Source organism: Acinetobacter sp. 3657 (assembly GCF_031456775.1).
GTDB lineage: Bacteria > Pseudomonadota > Gammaproteobacteria > Pseudomonadales > Moraxellaceae > Acinetobacter.
Window position 1 is genome coordinate 447,040 of record NZ_JAVDVH010000001.1, and the last position, 24,535, is coordinate 471,574.

The window sequence follows — 24,535 nt, forward strand, 5'->3', positions numbered from 1 at the left end:
ATCATCATTTAGAAATCGATATCATGCTGTTTAGTATTAAAAACGGATGAATTTATCTCAAAAAGGATAAGGGAAACTAGATGGACATTTTAGATAACCCATTAGAACTATGTGGATTTGCTTTTATTGAGTTTGTTTCGACGGAAAATGGATTAGATCAAATCTTTGAAACAATTGGTTTTTCAAAAGTTGCAAAACACAAGTCTAAAAAAGTTTATTTATGGCGCCAAGGTAATATCAATATCATTTTGAATTATCAACCTGAATCTTATGCTTCATTTTTCTTTAAAGAGCATGGTCCTTCAGCATGTGCAATGGGTTTTAGAACTCGTGATGCTGCAAAAGCCTTTAAGAATGCAGTCGAGCTAGGTGCAGAACCGATGCATTCTCAATCAGGGCCAATGGAACTGAATATCCCAGCGATTAAAGGCATCGGTGGTATGCCGATTTTCCTCGTAGATCGTGATATTTATGAAAATGATTTCGTTTTCTTTGATGATGTTGAGCGTAATCCACGCGGTGCTGGTTTAAATGAAATTGATCATTTAACCCATAATGTGTATAAAGGACGCATGGATTATTGGGCCAATTTCTACGAAAAAATCTTTAATTTCCAAGAAATTCGCTATTTTGATATCAAAGGTGAATATACCGGTTTGACCTCTAAAGCCTTAACTGCGCCTGATGGTTTGATTCGTATCCCATTAAATGAAGACTCAGACAAAGGCAATGGTCAAATTGCTGAGTTCTTAGCAGACTTCAATGGTGAAGGCATTCAACATATTGCATTCATTACCGATGATCTTATTTCGACATGGGATAAGTTGAAAGGCTTAGGGCTTAAGTTCATGACGCCACCGCCAGAAACCTATTATGAAATGTTGAAAGAGCGTTTGCCTGAACATGGTGAACCGACGGATGAATTACAAAAGCGCGGTATTTTATTAGACGGCAATACTAAGGATGGTCAGAAGAAGCTGTTGTTGCAGATTTTCTCTGAAAATATGCTTGGACCAGTTTTCTTTGAGTTCATTCAACGTAAAGATGATGATGGCTTTGGTGAAGGTAACTTCAAAGCATTATTTGAATCGATTGAACGTGATCAGATTCGTCGTGGTGTATTAGAAGCCAAATAAATATCTCGAAAAATCCATACTAAAAAGCCAAGAATCAATTCTTGGCTTTTTTGATTTTTTAGGACGAAAAGATGATTTAAAAATTAACGCGTTTTAATGTACTGATTGATTGCTGCAACTTCACGTTTGAATAATTCGAGTTTTTCACTGCCCGCATGTACAGGTAGGAACATTTCACTGTCCAAAGCAACTATACAAAACTCCATGGCATGTTGCGCATTAAATATTGGTAAACCAACAGCATTAATGCCCACCAGCAGATCACCTTGCGCGATCGCCATACCATGCTGTAGCGTGGTTTCTTTGAGTGCTAAGAACTCATCCCAGTTCGATGGTTTGATTGGATAGTGATTTTGTGCCGCTTTTTCCCATTCGGCATACATCAACGGTTGAATCACAGCTTCAGGCAAATACGATGCAAAAATACGACCTGCCGCGGAGTTGACCAAAGGCATGGTTGAGCCGACTTTGGTTACAATTGAAATCGGGTGGTTTGATTCAATCGATTGTACGACTAACGGACCTTTAGGCGACCATTTGCTGATTTGAATACCACAACCAATTTTACTTTGTAGATCGTAGATTAGATGCTGAACCAGTTGTAAGACATCAGTATGTTGAATACAGCTAAGCCCTAAACGCCAAGCTTGGTCGCCTAATGCATACTGACCACCTTCCAGTTGTTTTGCATAATTCATACGGATCAAGCTGACCAGATAACGATGTACTTTGGCTGGATGCATATCAAGTTGACTGGACAGCTCTTTTAAAATAATCGGTTTATTATGTTCCAAAAGGGCATTGAGAACGGATAATCCCACCTCAAGTGATTGAACCCCACCAGATAACTTTTCTTCAATCATTCAATAACCCTTCATCTACATTTCATCTAGCAGTATCGGTTTGATCTTGGTATTCGATTTTACGAGTTCTGCACATAATGCCTGAGCATCCCGCAAAATAGAAATCATCTTTTTAAATGACTTAAATAGGTGAATCGTATAAGCATACATTTGTTTTCGCATGGAATTGCATTTCGTTTGTATCACAGCAGAATATGCCTCTCATTTATCAATTTGCCTATATTTAGATAATAAAAAATCGGCATTGAAGTCAATATATCTTCAATGCCGATCCCCACATTGTTTATGCGATGCGTCTATGCTGAAAAAGTGCCTTTTTACTGGCATTATCTTTCAGCATTGCATTTGCATAGCGCACCTCTAAGCACCTAACTCATCTTCATGTAAGAAATGGGTATGGTGCGGAGCGCGTTTAGTACGGCTCCACTCGTCGAGCATTTCTGACTTCATTTCTTCGGTAATACGTGCAATTTTGGCATCGGCATGTATATCGTTATAAGTGAGTTCTAGGCGATGACCATTTGGATCAAAGAAATAAATCGAATGGAAAATACCGTGATTGGTGACACCCAGTACTTTCACACCGTGTGCTTCAAGGTGTGCTTTTGCATCTAATAGGCTGGCGTGATCTTCAACCTCAAAAGCAATATGTTGCACCCACTGTGGCGTGTTTTCATCGCGTCCCATTTCAGGCTGCGTTGGCAGTTCAAAAAATGCCAAGACATTGCCTTGACCTGCATCGAGGAATAAATGCATATAAGGATCAAAGGCTTTAGTGGAAGGGACGTGATCTTCTGCAAAAGCTAAAATGAAGTCCATATTCAGCATGGTTTTATACCATTCCACGGTTTCTTTCGCATCTCGACAACGGTAGGCGACGTGGTGAATTTTTTTAATTGCAAAGCTCATCATAAAACTCCTTTTATCTTTATTCCCAATCTGGTTGTTGTTCTGGGGCTGCGTGCAGGAATGCAGGAAGCGTTAAACAGTGTTGATAAATGGATTCAATCTTTGGAAACGCAGCTAAATCAATTTTGAAACGTTTTGCGTTATAGACTTGAGGAATCAAACAACAGTCAGCAAATGTGGCTTGTGTACCAAAGCAAAACTGCCCATTAGAATCCTGAAGCTGTGCTTCTAAACTCTGAAAGCCGAGCAACATCCAATGTTGATACCAGTTACTTTTTTGCTGATCGCTTAGCGAAAGATCCTGTTGTAGATACTTCAACACTCTTAAATTATTGAGCGGATGAATATCACAGGCGATGGCTTGTGCAAAGGCGCGAATTTTGGCTCTTTCCGCAAGATTCTTTGGCAATAAAGCGACCTCAGGATAGGCTTCTTCCAAATATTCCAAAATGCTGATGGACTGCAACAAGGTCTGATCGGCATCCACTAGTGTCGGTACCAATCGGCTTGGATTCAGTGCTTGATAATCTGCCTGCTGTTGTTCATTTTTCACTAAATGAATCGGCTGAGTTTCATAGGCAAGCTGTTTTATATTCAATGCAATCCGTACGCGATATGCAGCGGAACTACGGAAATAGCTATACAGTTTCATAGCTCTCTTCCTCAGTTTGATTAAATTCAAACTTATGTGCTGCAAGGATGGTATTTTCGACTTGACCAAAACCGACCCGAATCCCATCTTTCTCACAATAACCTTTCATCACGACGCGATCGCCATCTTCTAAGAAACCACGTGTTTCACCATTTGAAAGGGTTAATGGTTTGGTGGTATTCCACGTTAGTTCAAGTAAGCTGCCGTACGAGTCTTCGGTTGGCCCTGAAATGGTACCTGAGCCCATCAGATCGCCAACTTGCACATTACAACCTGCGATAGTGTGATGTGTCAGTTGTTGCGCCATCGACCAATACATATATTTAAAATTGGTTTGACAGATCACATCTGATTTTGGCGATTGTGGCGTTTGTACTTCGACACTGAGATGAATGTCATAGCTATTGGCGATATTTTCTTGTAAGTAACCGAGTGGTTGTGGTTGCTGCACAGGACCTTTGACTTTGAAAGGTTCCAGTGCTTCCATCGTTACCACCCATGGAGAAATAGCACTAGCAAAAGTTTTGGCATTGAATGGTCCTAACGGTACGTATTCCCACTGTTGGATATCACGTGCTGACCAGTCATTGAGTAAAACCATACCAAAAATATGATCTGATGCATCTTCTATCGAGATAGGCTGACCAAGCTTAGTCGCTTTGCCCACGATAAATGCAGTTTCCAATTCAAAATCGAGTTTTCGTGTTGCTGAGAAAATTGGACGTTCGCTATTTGGGAGTTTGATTTGTCCTGATGGGCGAACAATATCTGTACCACTGACGATGACTGAGCTCGCTCGTCCATTGTATCCAACTGGAAGTTCGCTCCAGTTAGGCAGAAGGGCATTTTTAGGATCTCTAAACATGGTACCGACATTGGTGGCATGTTCTTTAGATGAATAGAAATCGGTATAGCCAGGTACATGAATGGGTAAGTGTAAAGTTACCGTATTTTGTTGCAATAATACCAGTTTACGTAGTTCGGCATTATCACGTAGTGTTGGGTTGTCTATAGACAATAAGTTTTGTAGGGTTTGACGCACTTTTTGCCAGTTTTGTTTGCCTGACTCAATAAATGTATTCAATGTCGGTTGATTGAAATAGTCTTTATTTCCATCAAGTTGTAATAACCCGTGTGTTTCTAATACCGCAAGATCAATCACCCAGTCGCCAATGGCAACACCAACGCGTTTATTAGGTTGAGCTATTTCACTAAAGATGCCATACGGCAAATTATGCATTGTGAAATCTGATTGAGGGTTAATCTCAAGAAAAGAAGTTAAATGCTGTGTCATGATTTTGCTTTCCTTGTCTTAATTTTTTCAGGATTTACCTTTAAGCTTCTCACGTTATTGATCAATTGTTTGAAATATATAGATATATTGAAAATATTATAAGTTTCTTTCAGCTTGATCTCGCAAGAGGAGTGAACGTTATGATTTCTATCATACTGAAAATAAATAATTACGCAATACATAATTTAATTACACATAACATAATTATTGTTATTTGTTGAATTTTCTGCTTATATGCGCGGTTACGAGAAAAGTAAATTAATTATTTTTCGATCAACTATAGGCATTTTGGATTAATTTATGATATACGTAATTTAATACAAGAAAATTACGTGACAAGGATGAGAATAATCATATGTCAAAACAATCGCAAGGAAACCTGAAACATGGTTTGAGCAATCGGCACATCCAGCTTATCGCGCTAGGTGGTGCGATTGGTACAGGACTGTTTCTTGGTATTTCACAATCTATTAAGCTGGCAGGTCCGTCAGTGATTTTAGGTTATGCAATCGCAGGCTTAATTGCATTTCTAATGATGCGACAGTTAGGTGAAATGGTGGTTCAAGAGCCAGTTAGTGGCTCATTTAGTCATTTTGCGAATAAATACTGGGGTTCGTTTGCAGGTTTCATGTCTGGCTGGAATTATTGGGTACTCAATATTCTCGTCTGTATGGCTGAGCTAACAGCAATTGGACTCTATATTCAATATTGGTGGCCTGAAATCCCAACTTGGGCATCGGCATTGGCCTTTTTTCTCTTAATCAACGGCATTAACTTATTGCATGTGAAGCTGTTTGGAGAGATGGAATTTTGGTTCTCTATCGTCAAAATTTTAGCCATCTTAGCCATGATTGGCTTTGGTTCTTATTTGCTTGCAACGGGTACGGCAGGTCCACAGGCTGGTATAAGCAACCTTTGGGCATTGGGTGGTTTCTTTCCATTTGGTATTGAAGGCTTAGTCATGGCAATGGCTGTGATTATCTTTGCATTTGGTGGGATCGAATTGTTTGGTATCACGGCGGCTGAAGCACGTGATCCAGATAAAACCTTACCTAAGGCTGTAAATCAAATTATTTACCGTATTTTGATTTTCTATATCGCAACGCTGTTCATCTTGTTTGCATTATTCCCTTGGAATCAAATGATCGAGGGTGGCAGTCCATTTGTGATGGTATTTGCTTCATTAGACAGCCACGGTGTGGCAACAATGTTGAACTTTGTCATTTTGACAGCCGCAGTTTCTGTTTATAACGGCACAAGCTATTGCAGCAGTCGTATGTTGCTTGGTTTGGCGCAGCAGGGCAATGCACCAAAGTTTTTAAAACAGATCAATAAACGTGGTATCCCAACCAATGCTGTGTTGGTATCCGCTTTCGTAACGGTATTATGTGTATTGATCAACTATCTATTTCCAGAAAAAGCCTTTGCTTTGTTGATGATGTTGGTGGTTGCAGCGATTGTGATTAACTGGATCGTGATCTCATGGACACATCTTAAGTTCCGCAAAGCGATGCAAATACAAGGGCAGACCACAAAGTTTCCAAGTATTGCTTATCCATTTAGTAATTATCTTTGTATCGTATTTATGCTGGGTATTCTTGTGGTGATGTCACTTTCACCAGATATGCGTATTGCGGTGATGATGATTCCTGCGTGGATCCTCTGCTTAATGTTGACCTATGTCTTTAAGCTGAGAAAATTGAAAAACGCAGAATCAAGTATGGCTTTAGGAACTGATGCTTAAAGGTTATTGCTAAGTTTTTATATCAATAGGGTTGAATTCGTTTTCAGCCCTATTTTTTTGTAATGGCTGAAATATGGCTACCAATGTTCATAACAACAAATCGTCCATGCTTTGGTTGAAGTATTATTGTTTTATCTAAGCTAGAATTGTTGGTTCATCAATCTAAAATAAGTTTGCATTTTTGGCTTGATATCTCGTTGCTCATTAAAAGGCTTTTGAATTGTTTCATTCTTTAAGTATTCAAACTCGATTGGGTGGTTTCTACCTGTTTTATTATGCAATCGTTGGAACATTCATGCCTTATTGGAACCTGTATCTGCAAGATCAGGGTTTTAATTATCAAGAAATCGGTATTCTATCTTCTATTGCAATCATTACTCGTTTTTTTGCGCCGCTGATTTGGGGTTGGATAGCAGATAAATCAGGGAAACGAATGCTATTGGTGCGTATTGCCACATGGATGGAAGCCTGTATTTGGTTTGCTATTTTTGTGATTCCAAATAGCTTTCAATCTGTGGCATTGCTGATGTTGATTTTTAGTTTTTTTCAAAATGCGATCTTGGCGCAGTTTGAAGGTGTGACACTCTTTTGGTTAGGTGAAAAACGCGCTGAACTGTATGGAAAAGTGCGAAAGTGGGGTTCGGTCGGTTTTATTGTTGGGGTGTTCGCTATTGGAGCATTATTAGAAATCATCCCCATCTCAATGCTACCTATCTTACTTTTAGCGGTTTCATTTTTGGCTTTTCTATGGTCATTCAGTATTAAAGAACCTGAACACGCACCAAGTTCTCAGAAAAAATTAGAACCGTTATTGCCCGTACTAAAAAAACCACTGGTTGCAGCATTCTTTACGATCGAGTTTATTCTATTATTTTCACTTGCACCATTTTATAGTTTCTATAGCAACTTTCTCAAAGAAATCGGGTTTAGCACAACACAGATAGGCAGCCTTTGGGCAATGGGTGTTATCGCTGAAATTGTGATGTTTGCGGTGGCACAAAGACTGTTTTTCACCCGTTTTTCATGGCGGAACTTGGTGGTTATTTGTCTTTTATTTACCAGTCTTCGCTGGTTTCTCGTGGGAATATTAGACACCAATTTCATCGGGCAACTTTTAGCACAATGTTTGCATGCCTTTAGTTTTGGGCTATTTCATTTGATTGCGATGAAAGTGATTTTCCAAAACTTTTCAGCAGAGCAACAGGGTCGAGGTCAAGCGTTGTACAGCACCATGTGGGGGCTGGGCGTTGCTTCAGGAAGTTTGTTGGCAGGGTACTATTGGCAGATTCTTTCGGGTCCGACCATTTTTCTGTGTGCCAGTGTCGTTGTCTTGTTTGGCTTAATGCTTGTGGTTTGGCTGCCGAATCAGGTGGAAACGACAGCACAGCAATCAAATTAAATCTGAATGTTTTTATATTGTGGTATCCATGGTTGCGCTTGCTCAAGTTGTGCCGCAAGTTGTAGCAAACGGTCTTCACGTCCAAAGGGTGCAATAAACTGGCTACCCAAAGGCATACCATTTTTATTCCAATACAGCGGTACGGACATGGCAGGTAAACCAGTGACATTGGCTAATTGAGTAAAGGGAACCCAACTTAAATTATCTTGCACCATTTTCTCGACCAGTTTGCCTTGCGCGAGATAATGTGCTTTTCCAACTTTTAATAAAGCTTTCAAAATTGGTTTTTGCCAAGCAGGTGTGGCAACCTCACCATTTTTAGGCGCGACCGATGCTGTTGTTGGGGTTAGGTATAGGTCGTATTTTCCAAAGAAAATATTCATTTGGGTGCTATACAGTCCCCAATTGTTGAGTGTGTGAATATATTCGGTTGCCGTTGTTTTTGCACCAAAGGCAGCTAAGGCTAATGAATCAAGCTCGAAATCAGCATCTGTTGAGCCAGACATGTGTTTGATTTGTGCTTGCATATAAGTGAACTGACTAAACCACGTTGTGATGAAGTCTTTCGCCAGCGCTAAGCCATCTATGTTTGGACGATCTTCGACCACGATATGTCCTAACGATTCTAAAAGATTGGCAGTTTGTTGAACAGCCTGAATCGCGTCTTTAGAAACTTTTGTTCCAATGGGTGAATGCGTGCTAAAAGCGATTCTCAGTTTTTTCGGTGCTTGTTGGATAATATCTAAATATTTTTGATCAGGTGCTTGAATCGTAAAAAGTGAGCTTTGTTCAGGACCTTGCACCGCATCTAGCATAGCCGCACTATCACGCACGGTTTTACATAACACATGCTGCATCGCTGCACCATGCATGGCTTCACCTGATTGAGGTCCCCATGGCGTGCGTCCGCGACTTGGTTTTAGTCCAAACAAACCGCAATACGATGCAGGAATACGAATTGATCCGCCGCCATCACCAGCGCCTGCAATCGGGACTAAACCCGCAGCGACAGCCGAGGCAGAACCGCCTGACGAGCCACCGCTATTGTGTTTTAAATTCCAAGGATTGCGACAAGCGCCCCAAGCATCAGGTTCAGTAATACCTTTGATTCCAAATTCAGGGGTATTGGTTCGCCCAAATGTGACAATTCCAGCTTGTTCCCAACGATTGACGATTTCTGCATTAAAGTCTGGTGTGTAATTCATTTTTTTAAGTGCATGGCTACCAAAAGAGGTTGGTATATCTTGATATTCTTGAAATAAATCTTTCACTAAAAATGGAACACCAGCGAATTGACCTGTACGTTGTTGCTGGGCGCGTTGTTTGGCTTGCTCGTACATTGGGATAATGATTGCATTTAGTTTAGGGTTGATTTGTTCTGTGCGTTGCAATGCAATTTCAAGTAACTCTGATGGATGAACTTGCTTATTTTTGACCAACTCAGCTAAACCTAAACCATCATATTGGATGTATTCAGAAAATTTCATGGCTTTATATCCCTAAAGCTAAACTTTTATAAATTAAATATTTGTATTCAATAAGAATACCTTAAAAAACCGATTGAACAATCAAATAAATATCAGCACAAAAATATTGTGTTGATATGGTTATGTTTCAGTGTTTTTACTCAAAAATATGCTAAGTTAAAGCCATGGAAAGTTTAGATGATAACTTAATTAAATCTATGAAAAATATTTATATTATTGGATTATTGTGGGCTTGCTCAACAGGGGCAATCGCTGAAACAGCAGTAAACGCGAAGGCAGTAACAGCTCAAGCTATGACTTCGGTGAATAATATACGTGTCACTAATCGCCCTGAAATTATGGGGTTGTGGGGAATGGAAATACCCAATAATAAAAAATGTGTTGAATACTATAACTTTCGTGGAATGAATGAAGTTGTGGTGAAAAGTGGCAAAGAGTGGTCGTATGGCATGTATGACTATCAGCCGTCAGAGGATCATAATGAGCGTTTGCCAGCACTGATCCTACAAATCAAATATGATAATAATGAAATTGACTGTTCAGGTCAGCAAGTCGATCAAACTGGGGAAGTTTCTCAATACTTTGTAAAATGGTCGAACCCACATACCATTGATTTCTGTGCGAACGAGAAAGGCGAAAAATGCTTTGCAACTTTACGCCGTGTTTTACCTTAGACCATTTAATTCAATAAATAAAAACACCGCTTATGATTCATAAGCGGTGTTTTTTATTGCAGCTTTTACTTAGACTTTTTCAGCTTTTGGTTCAAGCTGTTTCAGTAAATGTTTTTCGAGATAATGAATATCCATTGCTTGTTCGCAGAAATTCTTATCTTTCAAAATCAAATCTTTATGCAAAGGGATGTTGGTTTTAATCCCTGTCAAAATCATTTCATCTAATGCCTGACGCATACGCGCTAAAGATGTTTCACGATCTTTACCATGTGCAATGAGTTTTGCAATCATTGAGTCATAGTAGGGCGGGATGCTGTAACCTTGATAGATATGAGAATCTAAACGAATACCCGCGCCACCCGGTGCGTAGAAGTTGTCAATTCTGCCAGGAGAAGGCATAAAGTTAGTTGGGTCTTCGGCATTGATACGACACTCGATCGCATGGCCTTTGACTTCGATTTCGTCTTGTTGAAGGTCTAAGCCTAAACCACCAGCAATACGAAGTTGTTGTTCAATAATATCAATACCCGTCACCATTTCTGTGACTGGATGTTCAACTTGAACACGTGTATTCATTTCGATAAAGAAGAATTCACCATCTTCAAATAAAAATTCGAATGTACCAGCACCACGATACTGCATAAGCTTACAGGCATTTACACAAGCCTCTAAAATATCAGCACGGGCTTGTTCTGGTAGATTCGGTGCAGGTGCTTCTTCTAAAACCTTTTGATGGCGACGTTGTAATGAACAATCACGATCATATAAATGAATCGCATGGCCATTACCATCCCCGAGGATTTGTACTTCGACATGGCGAGGTTTCTGTAAGAAACGTTCCATATAAACCGTATCGTCACCGAACCACATTTCCGCATCACGTTGTGCAGCTTGAACAGACTCAAGCAGTGTATCCACACGTTCAACAATACGCATACCACGACCACCACCACCAGATGCGGCCTTTACGATCAGTGGGAAGCCGATTTCTTTGGCTTCAGCAAGTGCATTATGAATCGTAACAGCGTGGTCACAGCCCGGTACAGTTGGTACACCCGCTTTTTTCATTGCAATGATTGCTGAAACTTTGTTCCCCATGAGACGAATATGCTCAGGACGAGGACCAATAAAAGTGAAACCTGAACTTTCTATAATCTCAGCGAACTCGGCATTTTCAGATAAAAAGCCATAACCCGGATGGATTGCATCAGCACCAGTGATTTCTGCGGCAGTAATAATTGCAGGAATATTTAAATAACTTTCACTTGTGGTACCCGGTCCGATACATACTGCTTCATCTACAAAGCGTAAATGCATCAAATCTTTGTCAGCATCAGAATAAATACCAACGGTTTTAATACCAAGTGTTTTGCAAGCCCGAGTAATTCGTAAAGCGATTTCACCACGGTTTGCAATTAATACTTTTTGCAACATAGAAATCCCCAGATGTATTAGGCGCGGTAGCGGAAAAGTGGTTGACCAAACTGAATGACGTCACCGTTTTTCACTAAGATTTCTTCGATTACACCGCTTTGAGTTGCTTCAATTGGGTTCATGATCTTCATTGCTTCGATGATCCCTAGGGTTTCACCTGCAGATACCGTTTGACCAATTTTGACAAAAGGTGCTTCACCAGGACTTGGTGCTGCATAGAACACACCGACCATTGGCGAGGTTTCAACCGCACCGCGTGGCGTTTTTACAACGGGTGCTGCTGCTGGAGTTGAAGCCGCTGGTGCAGCCGCGACAGATGCATAAACAGGTGTTGGACGAGTCAACGAGATGGATTGATCACCTTCCTTAACTTCAATCGCTTGTAAGTCAGATTCAATCATCAGGTCGATGAGTTTCTTGATTTTACGGATATCCATGAGTGAGCATTCCTGAAATGTTTAAATTAATTAGTAGATTGAATTTTTTCGATAGCGTAATCGAGTGCAAGGGAATAACCCTTAGCACCTAAGCCACAAATCACGCCAATGGCTTTATCTGATAGATATGAGTGATGACGGAATGTTTCACGTGCATGAACATTCGACAAATGAACTTCAATAAATGGGATCGCAACACCAAGCAGTGCATCGCGTAATGCAACCGAAGTATGGGTGAGGGCAGCGGGGTTGATAATGATCAATTTCACCCCTTCATTTTGTGCCTGATGGATACGATCAACAATCGCACCTTCCCAGTTACTTTGGAATGTATCTAGTATAAGTGACGCATTTTTAGCTTGAGCGGTGAGTTGTTGGTCAATATCACTTAAAGTGAGATGGCCATAAACTTCTGGTTCACGCTTTCCTAGCAAGTTTAAATTCGGTCCGTGAATCACCAAAATGGTTGAGCTCATTCAGCCTGCTCCAATTCTAAAACTGCAAATGTGTTTTGCAAGATGTCTGCAAAGTTTGCTTATTATGGCACAAAATTCTACAATTTTTTTATAATTTCTTTTCGTCAATTAAGAAATTCGCATACCAAGCATGGTGCATATAATGAAAACTTTGCAAGGAATTGGCAATGTTAAAAAATGACAAAATTCACCTTATTTTATTTTTTAATATTCTAAACTGAATTACACCAATTGGTTCAGAGGATTTGTGTAACTTGACAGTCAATATGCATCAAATATTATGATATTTAACTCATTTATGATCCATAGATCTATAAAGCCTAAGCATATTCAAATTAAAAAATAAGCCTGAGTATAATAATTTAATATATTGTTTTTATTTGATTTTATTGTTTTTTCTACATATGGGTTAACCCTAATTATTTAGATGTTTATGCATATCAGCGCTTGGCCTGTTGCATGTTACCGCTGAATCAGCGGCTAGATTTAGCTAAATCTGCCAAGCTGATTGTTTGTTAGGCATCACTTTGCGTTTATGAATTGGCAAAAGTGATGCATTTCTATATTTTGGATGGCAGTTAATGACATGAAAATGTCCGAAAAAGATAAGCTTTATTTGAGTAATATCACTATTACTTAAGAGACTGCTTTGATTGGCGTGGTCTCTTTTGGGTCTTTCAGCGCTGTCTTTATATTTAAAGGCAGCTTTTTTTACGCTAAGATTTTATCGCTTCACTTTCTGCGGCAGAGTAAGTGTCTAATAACAAGCAGTTTTGTGCTGGATCAGTACACGAAGATGCCTTGATATTAGGACTGTGCCATTTTTGCATTTGTTCAAATAACCATGCAAAGTCTTTTTGCTTGGGTTCAGCATCATCGTGAATGAAGTTTCGTATGATATTTTGAATATTAAAATACTTTTCAACATGAACCTCTGGTGAGCAGTTGAATTGAATAATCTCAAATTCAATCAGAAGCTGCCAGACGGGTGCAAAATCTTCGAGCTCTCTAAGTTCACGTTGTGCTCTAATAATGGCACTGGTTAAAGCGATCAAAGTATTAGGATGTTGTTGTGCCCATTCTTGGGTAACTGCCAATACTTTATCTGCAACGTTGGGAATAATATCTTGGCTTGAACAAACGATATGGCTTAATCCAAGCAGTTCAGGTTGAGTATTCCATGGTTCTCCAACACAAAAACCATCGATTAAATGATTGCTGAGCGCTTCAGCCATATAAGGCGGTGGAAGCGTTTTTACCTGAATGGAGTGTGCTAAATCCGCATCGGCCAACGCTAACCATTCTCTTAGGCAATAGTGATGAATAGAGTGCTGAAATACGTGGGCTAAGGAAATAGGATGATTTGTCTTTATTTTTTGCACCAATTTCTGTGCAGAAGTTTCAGCCGAGTCTTGTTTTTGAATGTTTAATTCATAACAGAGCTTTTGACTTAGACTGATAAATGCACGGTTTTCGCTCAAAACTAAAGGGGTTTGTAATGGGATGCCAATTTGATCGGCTGCCACTGCTGCTGCAGGTAACATTGCCGATAAGCAATGAGCAGCGTCAAGTAAACCAAAGGCAAGTCGATCACGTAGGCTTGCCCAAGATGCTTCCTGTACTAAGCTAATATCTAAGCCCACATCATCAAAGAAGCCACGTTGTTTAGCCCAAAGTAATGCAACGCAGTCAAGTAAAGGGATGTAGCCGAGCTGTAATTGGGTTTTTTCTAATTTTGCTAAATGGCTCATCTATTCATCCTTTAATTGGTTGTTTAATAGTTGTTGCGCATCGAGCAAGCGACGAGCCATCTCACCAATAGTCATACGATGACTCATGGCATTTTTTCTAAGTAATTGAAAGGCAGTGTCTTCACTCAAACCGTGCAGTTTCATCAATAATACTTTGGCTTTATCTATATCTTTACGGTCTGCAAGTTTGGTTTTTGCATCTTTAAGATCACCTTCTAGCTTTTTATGCTTTTTATATTGCTCAATGGATATCTCTAAAATGGTGTGTAAGCGAGAAGGGTCAATACCATCGACGATATAGGCTGTAATCCCCGCATCAATCGCTTGTTTTATAGTGTCTTTATCCGTGTTTTTGGTAAAAAGTACAGTAGGTAAGTCAAAACTGCTGACACAGTTCTCAATCACATCGCGATGCGGGTGATCCATATCAAGCAAAATGACATCTGCTTGAAGGTGTTCTAGATTAAAAATATTAAGGTGATCTAAGGTAAAACAAGCGACTACATCAAAGTCATGTTCTGTTAAACAGGTTTTAATGTATTCCGCCCGAGCCTGATCATCGTCAATGAGAACAATTTTGAGTTTCGGCATAAGTATAAGAGTCAAACTGTCGGTATATGCACATTCTGAATAAAGTGCTGTGAGTATTATTTTTTAAGCAATATTAGTGCCATCAGAAAACTTCCGATTCGGTGCAAATGCCCCAGAAGTAGATAGTTTATGCGCTTTATTGTATCGCCGCACGTTTATTTGAAAAAATGAAATCTTGGCTGGAACTGTTAAAAAACTGAATATGAGACTTTTTGGTGCGTAAAAAGTGTTGTTATGAAGCAAGGTGAATTGTGCTTTAAAACAGGTCATCCCACTTTTTAGGGGTAAAAGATGTGTTTCACTTATATCTATGATGTCTGTAATTTACTAATAAATACATATAAAACAGTGGTTAACCTTATTTTTACTTTTTTATTGGTTTGTTTGGCACAGCATTTGCTTGTTAAATACTGAGTCAAAGACGACTTTTCAAAAAAAATTGTAAGACGGCCAACGATGTCCGATCTGATCGGTTTGTTTACACAATGTTTGTGTCAACAACACAGTACACGTTCAGTAAAGGAGAGATGGCAATGTCTTTAGATTTATCGGCCAAAAAAGCCACATCAATTAAGTTATTCAACTTTTCCGCACCAGCGATGCGTGCATTCCACATGAGTTGGCTTGCATTCTTCGTTTGTTTCTTTGCTTGGTTTGCTTGTGCTCCTCTTATGCCTGTGATTGCAGGTGAGTTCAATTTAACCATAGATCAAATTGCCAATATCAATATTGCAGCTGTCGCGATCACGATTGTCGTTCGTCTTATCGTTGGACCACTGTGTGACAAATACGGTCCACGCAAAACCTATACCGCATTATTGCTGATCGGGAGTATTCCTGTATTTGGTGTTGCTTCTGCAAATAGCTATGAATCTTTCTTATTTTTCCGTTTATTGATTGGTGCGATCGGTGCCAGTTTTGTGATTACGCAATATCACACCAGCATTATGTTTGCACCGAATGTGGTGGGGACTGCAAATGCTGCTTCTGCTGGTTGGGGTAATGCTGGTGGCGGTGCGACTCAAGTCTTAATGCCATTGATGCTTGCAGCGTTGGTGATGTTCGGTGTCGAGCAGGCAATGGGGTGGAGAATCGCACTACTTGTTCCTGGCCTGTTGATGGTCATTGTCGGGGGATTTTACTGGAAATATACGCAAGATTGCCCACAAGGAAACTTTAAAGAGCTTCGTGCACAGGGTATCTCGGTTGGTAGCGATAAAAAAGGCGGGATGGCGATTCTGATGCATGCGGCGCGCAACTATCGTGTGTGGATATTATTTGTCTCTTATGCAGCGTGTTTTGGTATTGAGATCTTCATCCATAACATCATCGCAATGTATTACGTCACACATTTTGATTTTGGTTTAAAAGAAGCGGGTTTAGCGGCAGGTATCTTTGGTTTGTTGGCACTATTTGCCCGTGCATTAGGTGGCATGGTTTCAGACAAAGTCGCATTGAAGCGAGGTTTGGACGGACGTACTAAGATTCTATTTTTACTGATTTTGGGTGAGGGGTTGTTCTTGATCCTTTTCTCTCAAATGAACAGCGTTACGTTAGCTATTCTCAGCATGACCATCTTCGCATTGTTCACTCATATGGCATGTGGAGCAACCTACGCACTGGTTCCATTTATTGATCGTGAAGCTCTAGGTGGTGTGGCAGGCATTATTGGCGCAGGTGGTAACGTCGGTGCTGTTGCAGCAGGATTTTTATTAAAAGGCATGTTGGATATTCAAACATGTTTAATGGTTTTAGGTGGTTTAGTTGTGATCACTGCGGGTTCTGTGATGTTCATTCGATTCTCGGTAGAGCATAAAGAAAAAGAACAACGCTTATTTGAACAAGCTCTTGTAGAACGCCACGCAGAACAAAACAGCGCAGCTTAATCGAAATCAGATTTTAGGAGAAACACAATGAAATTAGTGATGATTGGTCACGGCATGGTAGGTCATAAATTCATCGAAGCCATTTTAGAGAAAGCTGATGATGAGTTGGAAATCACCATTCTTGCAGAAGAACCACGTATTGCTTATGACCGTGTACATTTGACTGAGTACTTCTCTGGTAAATCGGCAAAAGACTTGTCACTTGCACGTTTTGATTTTGCCGATGCGCACGGAATCGATTTACGCTTAAACACCAAAGCAACTGCGATTGATACGATTGAACAGACTGTTACCACGAATCATGGGGATGTGATTCACTATGACAAATTGGTGTTGGCAACAGGTTCTTATGCTTTTGTTCCGCCAATATCAGGTAATGATCGTGAAAATTGCTTTGTCTACCGTACGCTTGAAGATTTGGATGCGATTCGAGCAGCGAGTTTAAATGCCAAAACTGGTGTGGTGATTGGTGGTGGCTTACTTGGCTTGGAAGCAGCGAAAGCATTACGTGATCTAAACTTAGAAACACATGTAGTTGAATTTGCACCACGTTTGATGGCAGTGCAAATTGATGATTTGGGTGGGAAAGTATTACGTCGTAAAATTGAAAATCTTGGGGTGAAAGTTCACACCCAAAAAGCAACATCTTCTATTGAAGCAGGTGCAGAAGCAACGCATGTGATGAAGTTTGCTGATGGCAGCGAGCTTGAAACCGATATCATTTTATTTTCAGCAGGTATTCGTCCGCGCGATGAACTTGCACGTTCAAGTGGTTTAGTTCTCGGTGAGCGCGGTGGTATTAAAATTAACGATTACTGCCAAACCTCAAACGAAAATATTTATGCGATTGGTGAATGTGCGCTGTGGGATAACAAAATTTATGGTTTAGTTGCACCGGGCTATGACATGGCACGTATTGCAGCAAAACATATTTTGGTTGAGGAAACGCACAGTTTCGCAGGTGCCGATATGAGCACCAAGCTGAAATTGATGGGTGTCGATGTTGCATCAGTGGGTGATGCACATGGTATGACTCCAAACTCTCTCAGCTATTTCTATGCTGATGAAGATGCCTTGGTTTATAAAAAGATCGTGGTCGATGCCGATAAAACCAAACTGCTTGGCGCGGTTTTGGTGGGTGATGCAGCCGAATATAACGATCTATTGCAAATGATGCTGAATGGCTTGGCATTGCCTGAAACGCCTGAAAGTTTAATTATGCCAGGTTTCTCTGACACAGGCGCGAAAGCTGGTGGAAGTGGTGTTGACTTACTACCTGATAGTGCCACCATCTGTTCATGTAATAACGTGTCTAAGGCAGATATTTGCCAAGCAATTTGTGATGGTTCAACCTCACTCGGTGCTTTGAAAAAATGCACTAAAGCTGCAACCGCCTGTGGTGGTTGTGCGCCACTCGTTACTCAAGTATTGAAATCAGAGTTACAACGCCAAGGTGTTACGGTCAATAACCATATTTGCGAACACTTCCCGTACTCACGCCAAGAGTTGTATCACTTGGTCCGGGTCAATGAAATCAAAACCTTTGATGATTTGATTCATCAACATGGTCATGGTTTAGGTTGTGATATTTGCAAGCCAACGGCTGCCAATATTTTAGCTTCTTGCTGGAATGATTTTGTGCTTGAACCAAGTCATGCAGGCTTACAAGACAGTAATGATTACTACTTGGGTAATATCCAAAAAGATGGTTCTTATTCAGTTGTGCCACGTATGGCAGGCGGTGAAGTTACACCAGATGGATTGATTGCGGTCGGTCAAATTGCCAAGAAATATAATTTGTATACCAAAATCACTGGCGGTCAACGTGTCGACTTATTCGGCGCGCAAATCCATGAGCTTCCATTCATTTGGGAAGAACTCAACGCTGCTGGCTTTGAATCAGGTCACGCTTACGGTAAATCATTACGTACTGTGAAGTCTTGTGTGGGTAGCACATGGTGTCGTTATGGCGTTGATGACTCTGTAGGCTTAGCGATTGAACTTGAGAATCGTTACAAAGGTTTACGTTCACCACATAAATTGAAAATGGCGGTTTCGGGTTGTACGCGTGAGTGTGCCGAAGCGCAAGGTAAAGATGTGGGTGTCATTGCAACTGAGAAAGGCTGGAACTTATACGTCTGTGGTAACGGCGGTATGAAGCCTCGTCATGCTGAGTTGCTGGCATCAGATTTAGATACCCAAACGTTGATCCGTTATATTGACCGCTTCTTTATGTTCTATATCCAAACGGCTGACCGTTTACAACGTACTAGCGTATGGCGTGACAATATGGAAGGTGGTTTAGATTACTTGAAAGCCGTGATTGTCGATGATTCATTGGGTCTAGCAGAAGAACTTGAAAATCGTATGAGTCATGTGATTGGTACTTATCAAGATGAATGGCGTACTGCGGTGGAAAATCCTGAAATCCGCAAACGCTTCCAAACTTATATTAATGCAAGTGCAGATGAACAAGCTGATCCACACATTCAGTTTACCCAAGTACGTGATCAAATCCGCCCGTTGAATGATGCTGAGCGTTCAGTTGATCGTATTCCAATGGTTGAAGCATAAGGAGAATTAAAATGACGAACTTAAAAGATTTAAATATTCTTCCTGAAGATCAATGGATCGATGTGTGTGCTTTAAATGACATTACACCCAATACTGGTGTAGGAGCATTGGTGGGTGAGCAAACAGTGGCCTTGTTCCGAGTCGGTCATGAAAAACGTATTTATGCATTGAGTAATAAAGATCCGTTTAGCCAAGCGAATGTGATGTGTCGTGGCATTATTGGTGATTTGCAAGGCGAGCGTGTGATTGCATCGCCGATCTATAAGCAGCATTTCAGTTTAGCGACAGGGCGATGTTTAGAAGATAAAGATCAAAAGCTTTTGGTATTTCCAACTAAAATTGAAGAAGGTCGGGTATGGGTGAGTCCAGTCCCACAAAAGACTTACATCACAAATAACGGTGCTTCTCAAGAAAAATTAAAACTAGTGCTTATCGGCAATGGCTTAGCGGGCATGCGCTGTCTGGAAGACTTACTCGATATGGCGCCAGATCGTTATGAAGTGACCGTAATTGGTGAAGAGCCTTGGGGGAATTACAACCGTATTATGTTGTCGCCAGTTCTTTCAGGTGAAAAAACTATTGATGACATTATGCTGCATCCACATGCATGGTATAGCGATAAAGGCATCAAGTTCATCGCTGATGATCCTGCGGTAAAGATCGATCGTACACGCAAAACCGTACATACCCAAAAAGGTGAAAGTGTTGATTATGATCGTCTGATTATTGCGACAGGATCGTCGCCATTCATTCCGCCAGTTCAAGGTGTTGATCTCAAAGGTGTGATCAGCTTCCGTGATATTTACGATGTAAATACCATGATCAAATATGCTGAAAGCAAGAAGAATGCAGTGGTGATTGGTGGAGGCTTACTTGGTTTAGAAGCTGCTTATGGTCTGGTACAGCGTGGCATGAATGTCACGGTATTGCATTTGATGGATCGTATCATGGAGCGTCAGCTTGATAGTCGAGCAAGTGCGATGTTACGCCATAGTATCGAGCAGAAAGGCATCAATATTATTACTGAGGCAAATACAGAAGCCTTGATTGCGGATGAACATGATCATGTTAAACAAGTTCGTTTAAAAGATGGGACTGTTTTAGACGCTGATCTTGTGATCTTTGCCGTCGGTATCCGTCCAAATATCGCATTGGCACAAAGCGCAGGCTTACGTTGTAATCGTGGTATCTTGGTCAATGACACCATGCAAACCTTTGATCCAAGTATCTATGCGGTGGGTGAGTGTATCGAACACCGTAATCAAACCTTTGGTCTGGTTGAACCGCTATGGGGACAAGCATTTATCTGTGCAACTCATTTGGCAGAGCATGGTAGTTTGACTTTCAAATCACCAACGGTTCCAACGCAGCTTAAAGTCAGTGGTGTGGATGTGTTCTCAGCGGGTAACTTTGAACCGAAAGACGACTATGAAGACATCATTCTTAACGACGAGAAACGCCAAATTTACAAACGTATTATTATCCAAAAGGATCGAGTGATTGGTGCAGTTCTATTTGGTGATACCGAAGATGGCATGTGGTATGCCGAACTGATTGCGGATCAAACGCCAGTGTCGACATTTAGAAATAAACTGTTATTTGGTAAAGATTTTGCAATGAAAAAAGCTGGGTAATCCTCTTTGGCTTAGGGGGATCACCTCCTAAGCCAAAAATAGAATGTGAAATGTAGGCAGAAATGAATTAGGTAAGGGGCAGTCATGAACAGTATTCAAAATTTAGAACACATTCGCTCCGATCATGTAGAAAAAATCATTACAAAAACAACTTGTCCCTATTGTGGTGTTGGTTGTGGTGTGGATGTTGCCGTCCAGCATAAAGCACAATCCACAACTGTACAGGTAGCTGGAGATACAACACACCCAGCTAACTTTGGTCGACTTTGTATCAAAGGCAGTAATTTAGCAGATACTTTAGGTTTAGAAACACGTGTCTTGAACCCAATGTTTGGGCGTAAAAATCATCGGACAGCTACCACTTGGGATGCTGCCATTGAGAAAATTGCAGACCAATTCCAAGCCTGTATCGATCAATATGGTCGTGACAGCGTTGCATTTTACGTGTCGGGTCAGTTATTGACTGAAGATTATTATGTGGTCAATAAATTCGTGAAAGGTTATCTTGGCACGGCGAATATCGATACCAACTCGCGTCTATGTATGTCCTCTGCTGTAGCTGCACATAAACGTGCCTTTGGCGAGGATATCGTCCCTGCAAGTTATGAAGACTTTGAACATGCCGATATGGTGGTATTGGTCGGTTCAAATACGGCTTGGTGCCATCCCGTTTTATATCAACGCATCATGCAGGCAAAAACTAAAAATCCAGATTTATTTGTGGTGGTGGTTGACCCACGGTTTACTAGTACCTGTGAACAAGCTGATTTACATTTGCCAATTTTACCGGGGCAGGATGTCGCTTTATTTAATGGTTTATTGCAGCATTTATATCACAATGATTTTGTAGATCATCATTTTGTTGAATCTTATACAGAAGGTTTGCAAGCACTTTTAGAGGCGAGTCATAGCGAACAAGATTTTAATGCCTTGGTGAAGCGTACGGGTATTTCTGCGGAAAAATTACAACTTTTTTTTGATAAGTTTGCCAATACTGAAAAAGTCGTCACTTTATTCTCTATGGGCGTAAATCAATCCTCTCAAGGGGTAAATAAAGCCAATAGCATTATCAATTGCCATTTATTGACGGGAAAAATTGGTAAATTAGGTGCTGCGCCTTTTTCGATGACAGGTCAACCCAATGCAATGGGTGGGCGTGAAGTTGGAGGTTTGGCGAATATGCTGGCAGCGCATATGGATATTGATAATCCATCGCATCAAACACTTGTACAAAATTTTTGGAACAGCCCTGTGATTGCCAATCAAGCAGGCTTGAAAGCAGTTGATTTATTCCAAGCAGTCGAAAGTGGCAAGATCAAAGCGATTTGGATTATGGCGACCAATCCAGTGGTGAGCTTACCTGATGCTGATCAAGTCAAACGTGCTTTGGAAAAATGTGAGTTTGTGGTTGTTTCTGATATATGTGCAGATACAGATACCACTGCTTATGCCGATGTACTGTTACCGGCTTTAGGTTGGGGTGAGAAAGATGGCACAGTGACCAACTCTGAACGCCGCATTTCTCGTCAACGTGCTTTCCTACCCGCACCAAAACAAACCAAAGCAGATTGGTGGGCCGTGTGTGAGGTGGCGAAGAAGCTTGGTTTTAGTGGCTTTGATTTTAATAATGCCTGCGATATTTTTAATGAACATGCAGCGCTGTCCGCCTATGAAAATGCTAGCTTAGATCAGCGTGATCAGGTCGAAAATTTTCGTTATTTCAACTTGAAAGGCTTAATGGATTTAAGCGTAGATGAATATAATCACTTACAACCTATTCAATGGCCCGTTTGGGAAAAAGGCCAAAGTATTGCGGTTGAGCAACTTTTTGATCAAGGGCGCTTTAGCCATAAAAATAGCAAGGCTAAATTGATTCCTACGGTTGCGATCGATCCTGTCTATGCGACTTCTGAAGATTATCCATTGATATTGAATACAGGTCGTATCCGTGACCAATGGCATACCATGACACGGACAGGTTTATCAGAGAATTTGACTACACACCGAGCTGAACCTTTTTGTGAAATTCATCCCAATGATGCCTTGAAATTTGGTATCCGTGATAAAGGTTTAGTCGAAGTGCGTTCAGCATGGGGCAGTTGTGTATTACGTGTGACGCTGGCGCATGGTGTACGCCGTGGACAAATCTTTGCACCGATTCATTGGACTGAACAAGTGGCCTCCGATGCTCGAATTGGTAAGGTGGTCAACCCCGTGGTAGATGCTATTTCAGGAGAACCTGAATTCAAGCATACTCCTGTCGTGATTCAGCCTTTCCATACCACTTGGCAAGGTGTGTTGTATGTTCGAGAGGGGTTTGAATCTCACATCAAAAACTCACTACAAACCTGTGCTTGGTGGACCAAGATTAAGACGGCTAAAGCAATGCGTTATGAGATTGCAGACCGCCATAATTTTGATCAAACGCAACGAAATCTTAAAAACTTCTTACCTTTTGTCGATGAAACCTATGAATGGTTAAGTCTGGATGATGTTTCAGCACAATTGAGTCATAGTGTGATTTTGAAGGATGGCATTCTTATTGCTAGTTTATATATAGCACCAGCAGAGTTGTTGCCTGATCGAGACTGGGTTGCTAGGCTATTTAAACGTGAGCGATTGAGTGCATTACATCGTAAAGCTTTGTTGGCTGGTATGCCGATGTCGGCTGCGAATAACGATGGACCATTGGTGTGTAGTTGCTTTAAAGTAGGTAAAAATAAAATCATCGAAGCCATTAAAACCCAAAATATCACGCATGAAAAACAAGTGACTGCATGTTTAAAAGCAGGCGGAAATTGTGGTTCATGTTTACCCGAGATTCGTGGCCTGATCAAAACCTGTCAGTTGGAGGCAGAAGTATGAATACAGAATTTCCCGCTACAGATCTGGTGATCTTGGCGGGAGGGCAAGCACGCCGTATGAACGGTATGAACAAACTTTTACAACAATTTGATGACCAAGTTCAACTCTCAAAAATCTGTCAAAATTTTAAAGCTGAAGTGCAAAATATCTGGGTCAATAGTCACCGTGATAGTTCGATTTATAAACATATTGAACCTGATATTCAGTGCTATGCAGATGATCAAAGTGGTTTCCTTGGACCTTTGATGGGAATGAAAAGCGCTTGGTCACAGGTACAATCGGACTATGTTCTATTCATTCCTTGTGATGTGACTTATATCCCAAATCAGGTTTTGGCAAAACTTCATCGTGCTTTGCAGAAAAGTACGCTCGCTCAAGTGGCTTATGTCATGATTAATGGCGATGCTTTATATCCATTTTGCTTATTAAAAAGACAAAGTTTGCAGATTTTAGAAAAACAAATAACAGCAAATAAATTAAGTTTGCGTGCATGTTTTAAACTTTTACATGCACAAAATGTCTCATTTCAGAAGCAAAGTTTATTTTGTCATAGCATAAATTCTCTAGATGAATTACAGCAATATCAGCAGATCAAAGATTTTAAGCGGATGCTTATTTCAAATTAATGGTTTTGTTTTATATACTTTATTTGTAAAGTGATTTTGTTGTCGATGTGAGATTTTCGTAGTAGATTAAAAAATTGGCGACGAATCTATTAATAACATAGTT

General features: G+C 40.5%; 19 protein-coding genes. 9 read left to right on the forward strand and 10 right to left on the reverse strand.

The window, feature by feature from the left end; genetic code table 11:
- The first annotated feature begins 80 nt into the window (after positions 1–80).
- Positions 81–1,136 (forward strand): 4-hydroxyphenylpyruvate dioxygenase, encoded by a 1,056-nt coding sequence (gene hppD, locus J2Y37_RS02055; protein ID WP_004670871.1) that lies wholly within the window; start codon positions 81–83, stop codon positions 1,134–1,136.
- 83 nt (positions 1,137–1,219) lie between these two features.
- Here hppD and J2Y37_RS02060 read toward each other — a convergent pair whose 3' ends face one another.
- The 4 genes from J2Y37_RS02060 to fahA form a co-directional block, all read right to left on the reverse strand.
- A complete protein-coding gene (locus J2Y37_RS02060) occupies positions 1,220–1,999 on the reverse strand; it encodes an IclR family transcriptional regulator (RefSeq protein ID WP_005196748.1) in 780 nt (259 codons plus the stop codon).
- A gap of 360 nt (positions 2,000–2,359) precedes the next feature.
- The gene (locus J2Y37_RS02065) at positions 2,360–2,911 is read right to left on the reverse strand and encodes a VOC family protein (RefSeq protein ID WP_349031682.1); all 552 of its coding nucleotides are present in this window, start codon (positions 2,909–2,911) and stop codon (positions 2,360–2,362) included.
- Between the two features lie 16 nt (positions 2,912–2,927).
- Entirely contained in the window at positions 2,928–3,560 is a 633-nt protein-coding gene (maiA, locus tag J2Y37_RS02070) for a maleylacetoacetate isomerase (RefSeq protein ID WP_349031683.1), read from the reverse strand.
- Positions 3,547–4,854, reverse strand: a complete 1,308-nt coding sequence (fahA, locus tag J2Y37_RS02075; protein ID WP_349031684.1) for a fumarylacetoacetase — start codon at positions 4,852–4,854, stop codon at positions 3,547–3,549. Before fahA ends, maiA begins: the two co-directional genes overlap by 14 nt.
- Positions 4,855–5,209: 355 nt before the next feature.
- Between fahA and J2Y37_RS02080 the strand changes: the two genes are divergently transcribed.
- On the forward strand, positions 5,210–6,598 hold the full coding sequence (locus J2Y37_RS02080) for an amino acid permease (protein ID WP_349031685.1): 1,389 nt from the start codon (positions 5,210–5,212) through the stop codon (positions 6,596–6,598).
- A gap of 220 nt (positions 6,599–6,818) precedes the next feature.
- Positions 6,819–7,997 (forward strand): MFS transporter, encoded by a 1,179-nt coding sequence (locus J2Y37_RS02085; RefSeq protein WP_349031686.1) that lies wholly within the window; start codon positions 6,819–6,821, stop codon positions 7,995–7,997.
- Here J2Y37_RS02085 and J2Y37_RS02090 read toward each other — a convergent pair.
- Positions 7,994–9,484, reverse strand: coding sequence for an amidase family protein (locus J2Y37_RS02090; protein ID WP_349031687.1), 1,491 nt, complete (start codon positions 9,482–9,484; stop codon positions 7,994–7,996). The two genes, J2Y37_RS02085 and J2Y37_RS02090, sit on opposite strands and share 4 nt — an antisense overlap.
- A gap of 164 nt (positions 9,485–9,648) precedes the next feature.
- Here J2Y37_RS02090 and J2Y37_RS02095 point away from each other — a divergent pair, with 164 nt between their 5' ends.
- Positions 9,649–10,158 carry a hypothetical protein gene (locus tag J2Y37_RS02095; RefSeq protein WP_349031688.1) on the forward strand — a complete coding sequence of 170 codons (510 nt, stop codon included), beginning with the start codon at positions 9,649–9,651 and terminating at the stop codon, positions 10,156–10,158.
- Positions 10,159–10,227: 69 nt separating this feature from the next.
- On the opposite strand, the gene accC is transcribed toward J2Y37_RS02095, so the two are convergent.
- The 5 genes from accC to J2Y37_RS02120 form a co-directional block, all read right to left on the reverse strand.
- A complete protein-coding gene (gene accC, locus J2Y37_RS02100) occupies positions 10,228–11,592 on the reverse strand; it encodes an acetyl-CoA carboxylase biotin carboxylase subunit (RefSeq protein WP_005196765.1) in 1,365 nt (454 codons plus the stop codon).
- Between the two features lie 17 nt (positions 11,593–11,609).
- Positions 11,610–12,029, reverse strand: a complete 420-nt coding sequence (gene accB / locus J2Y37_RS02105; protein ID WP_004670891.1) for an acetyl-CoA carboxylase biotin carboxyl carrier protein — start codon at positions 12,027–12,029, stop codon at positions 11,610–11,612.
- A 26-nt stretch (positions 12,030–12,055) separates the two neighbouring features.
- Complete coding sequence (gene aroQ / locus J2Y37_RS02110; protein ID WP_004670893.1) at positions 12,056–12,505, reverse strand: type II 3-dehydroquinate dehydratase; 450 nt, start codon at positions 12,503–12,505, stop codon at positions 12,056–12,058.
- Between the two features lie 716 nt (positions 12,506–13,221).
- Positions 13,222–14,256, reverse strand: coding sequence for an ABC transporter substrate-binding protein (locus tag J2Y37_RS02115; protein WP_349031689.1), 1,035 nt, complete (start codon positions 14,254–14,256; stop codon positions 13,222–13,224).
- Complete coding sequence (locus tag J2Y37_RS02120; RefSeq protein ID WP_004670897.1) at positions 14,257–14,847, reverse strand: ANTAR domain-containing protein; 591 nt, start codon at positions 14,845–14,847, stop codon at positions 14,257–14,259.
- 533 nt (positions 14,848–15,380) lie between these two features.
- Between J2Y37_RS02120 and J2Y37_RS02125 the strand changes: the two genes are divergently transcribed.
- From J2Y37_RS02125 to J2Y37_RS02145, 5 genes are all read left to right on the forward strand, one after another.
- Complete coding sequence (locus J2Y37_RS02125; RefSeq protein ID WP_349031690.1) at positions 15,381–16,733, forward strand: MFS transporter; 1,353 nt, start codon at positions 15,381–15,383, stop codon at positions 16,731–16,733.
- A gap of 27 nt (positions 16,734–16,760) precedes the next feature.
- A complete protein-coding gene (gene nirB / locus J2Y37_RS02130) occupies positions 16,761–19,307 on the forward strand; it encodes a nitrite reductase large subunit NirB (protein WP_005196768.1) in 2,547 nt (848 codons plus the stop codon).
- A gap of 11 nt (positions 19,308–19,318) precedes the next feature.
- On the forward strand, positions 19,319–20,941 hold the full coding sequence (gene nirD, locus J2Y37_RS02135; RefSeq protein WP_349031691.1) for a nitrite reductase small subunit NirD: 1,623 nt from the start codon (positions 19,319–19,321) through the stop codon (positions 20,939–20,941).
- An 84-nt stretch (positions 20,942–21,025) separates the two neighbouring features.
- Positions 21,026–23,806, forward strand: a complete 2,781-nt coding sequence (locus J2Y37_RS02140; RefSeq protein WP_349031692.1) for a molybdopterin-dependent oxidoreductase — start codon at positions 21,026–21,028, stop codon at positions 23,804–23,806.
- Positions 23,803–24,432 (forward strand): NTP transferase domain-containing protein, encoded by a 630-nt coding sequence (locus J2Y37_RS02145; RefSeq protein ID WP_004670907.1) that lies wholly within the window; start codon positions 23,803–23,805, stop codon positions 24,430–24,432. Before J2Y37_RS02140 ends, J2Y37_RS02145 begins: the two co-directional genes overlap by 4 nt.
- Positions 24,433–24,535: the final 103 nt, after the last annotated feature.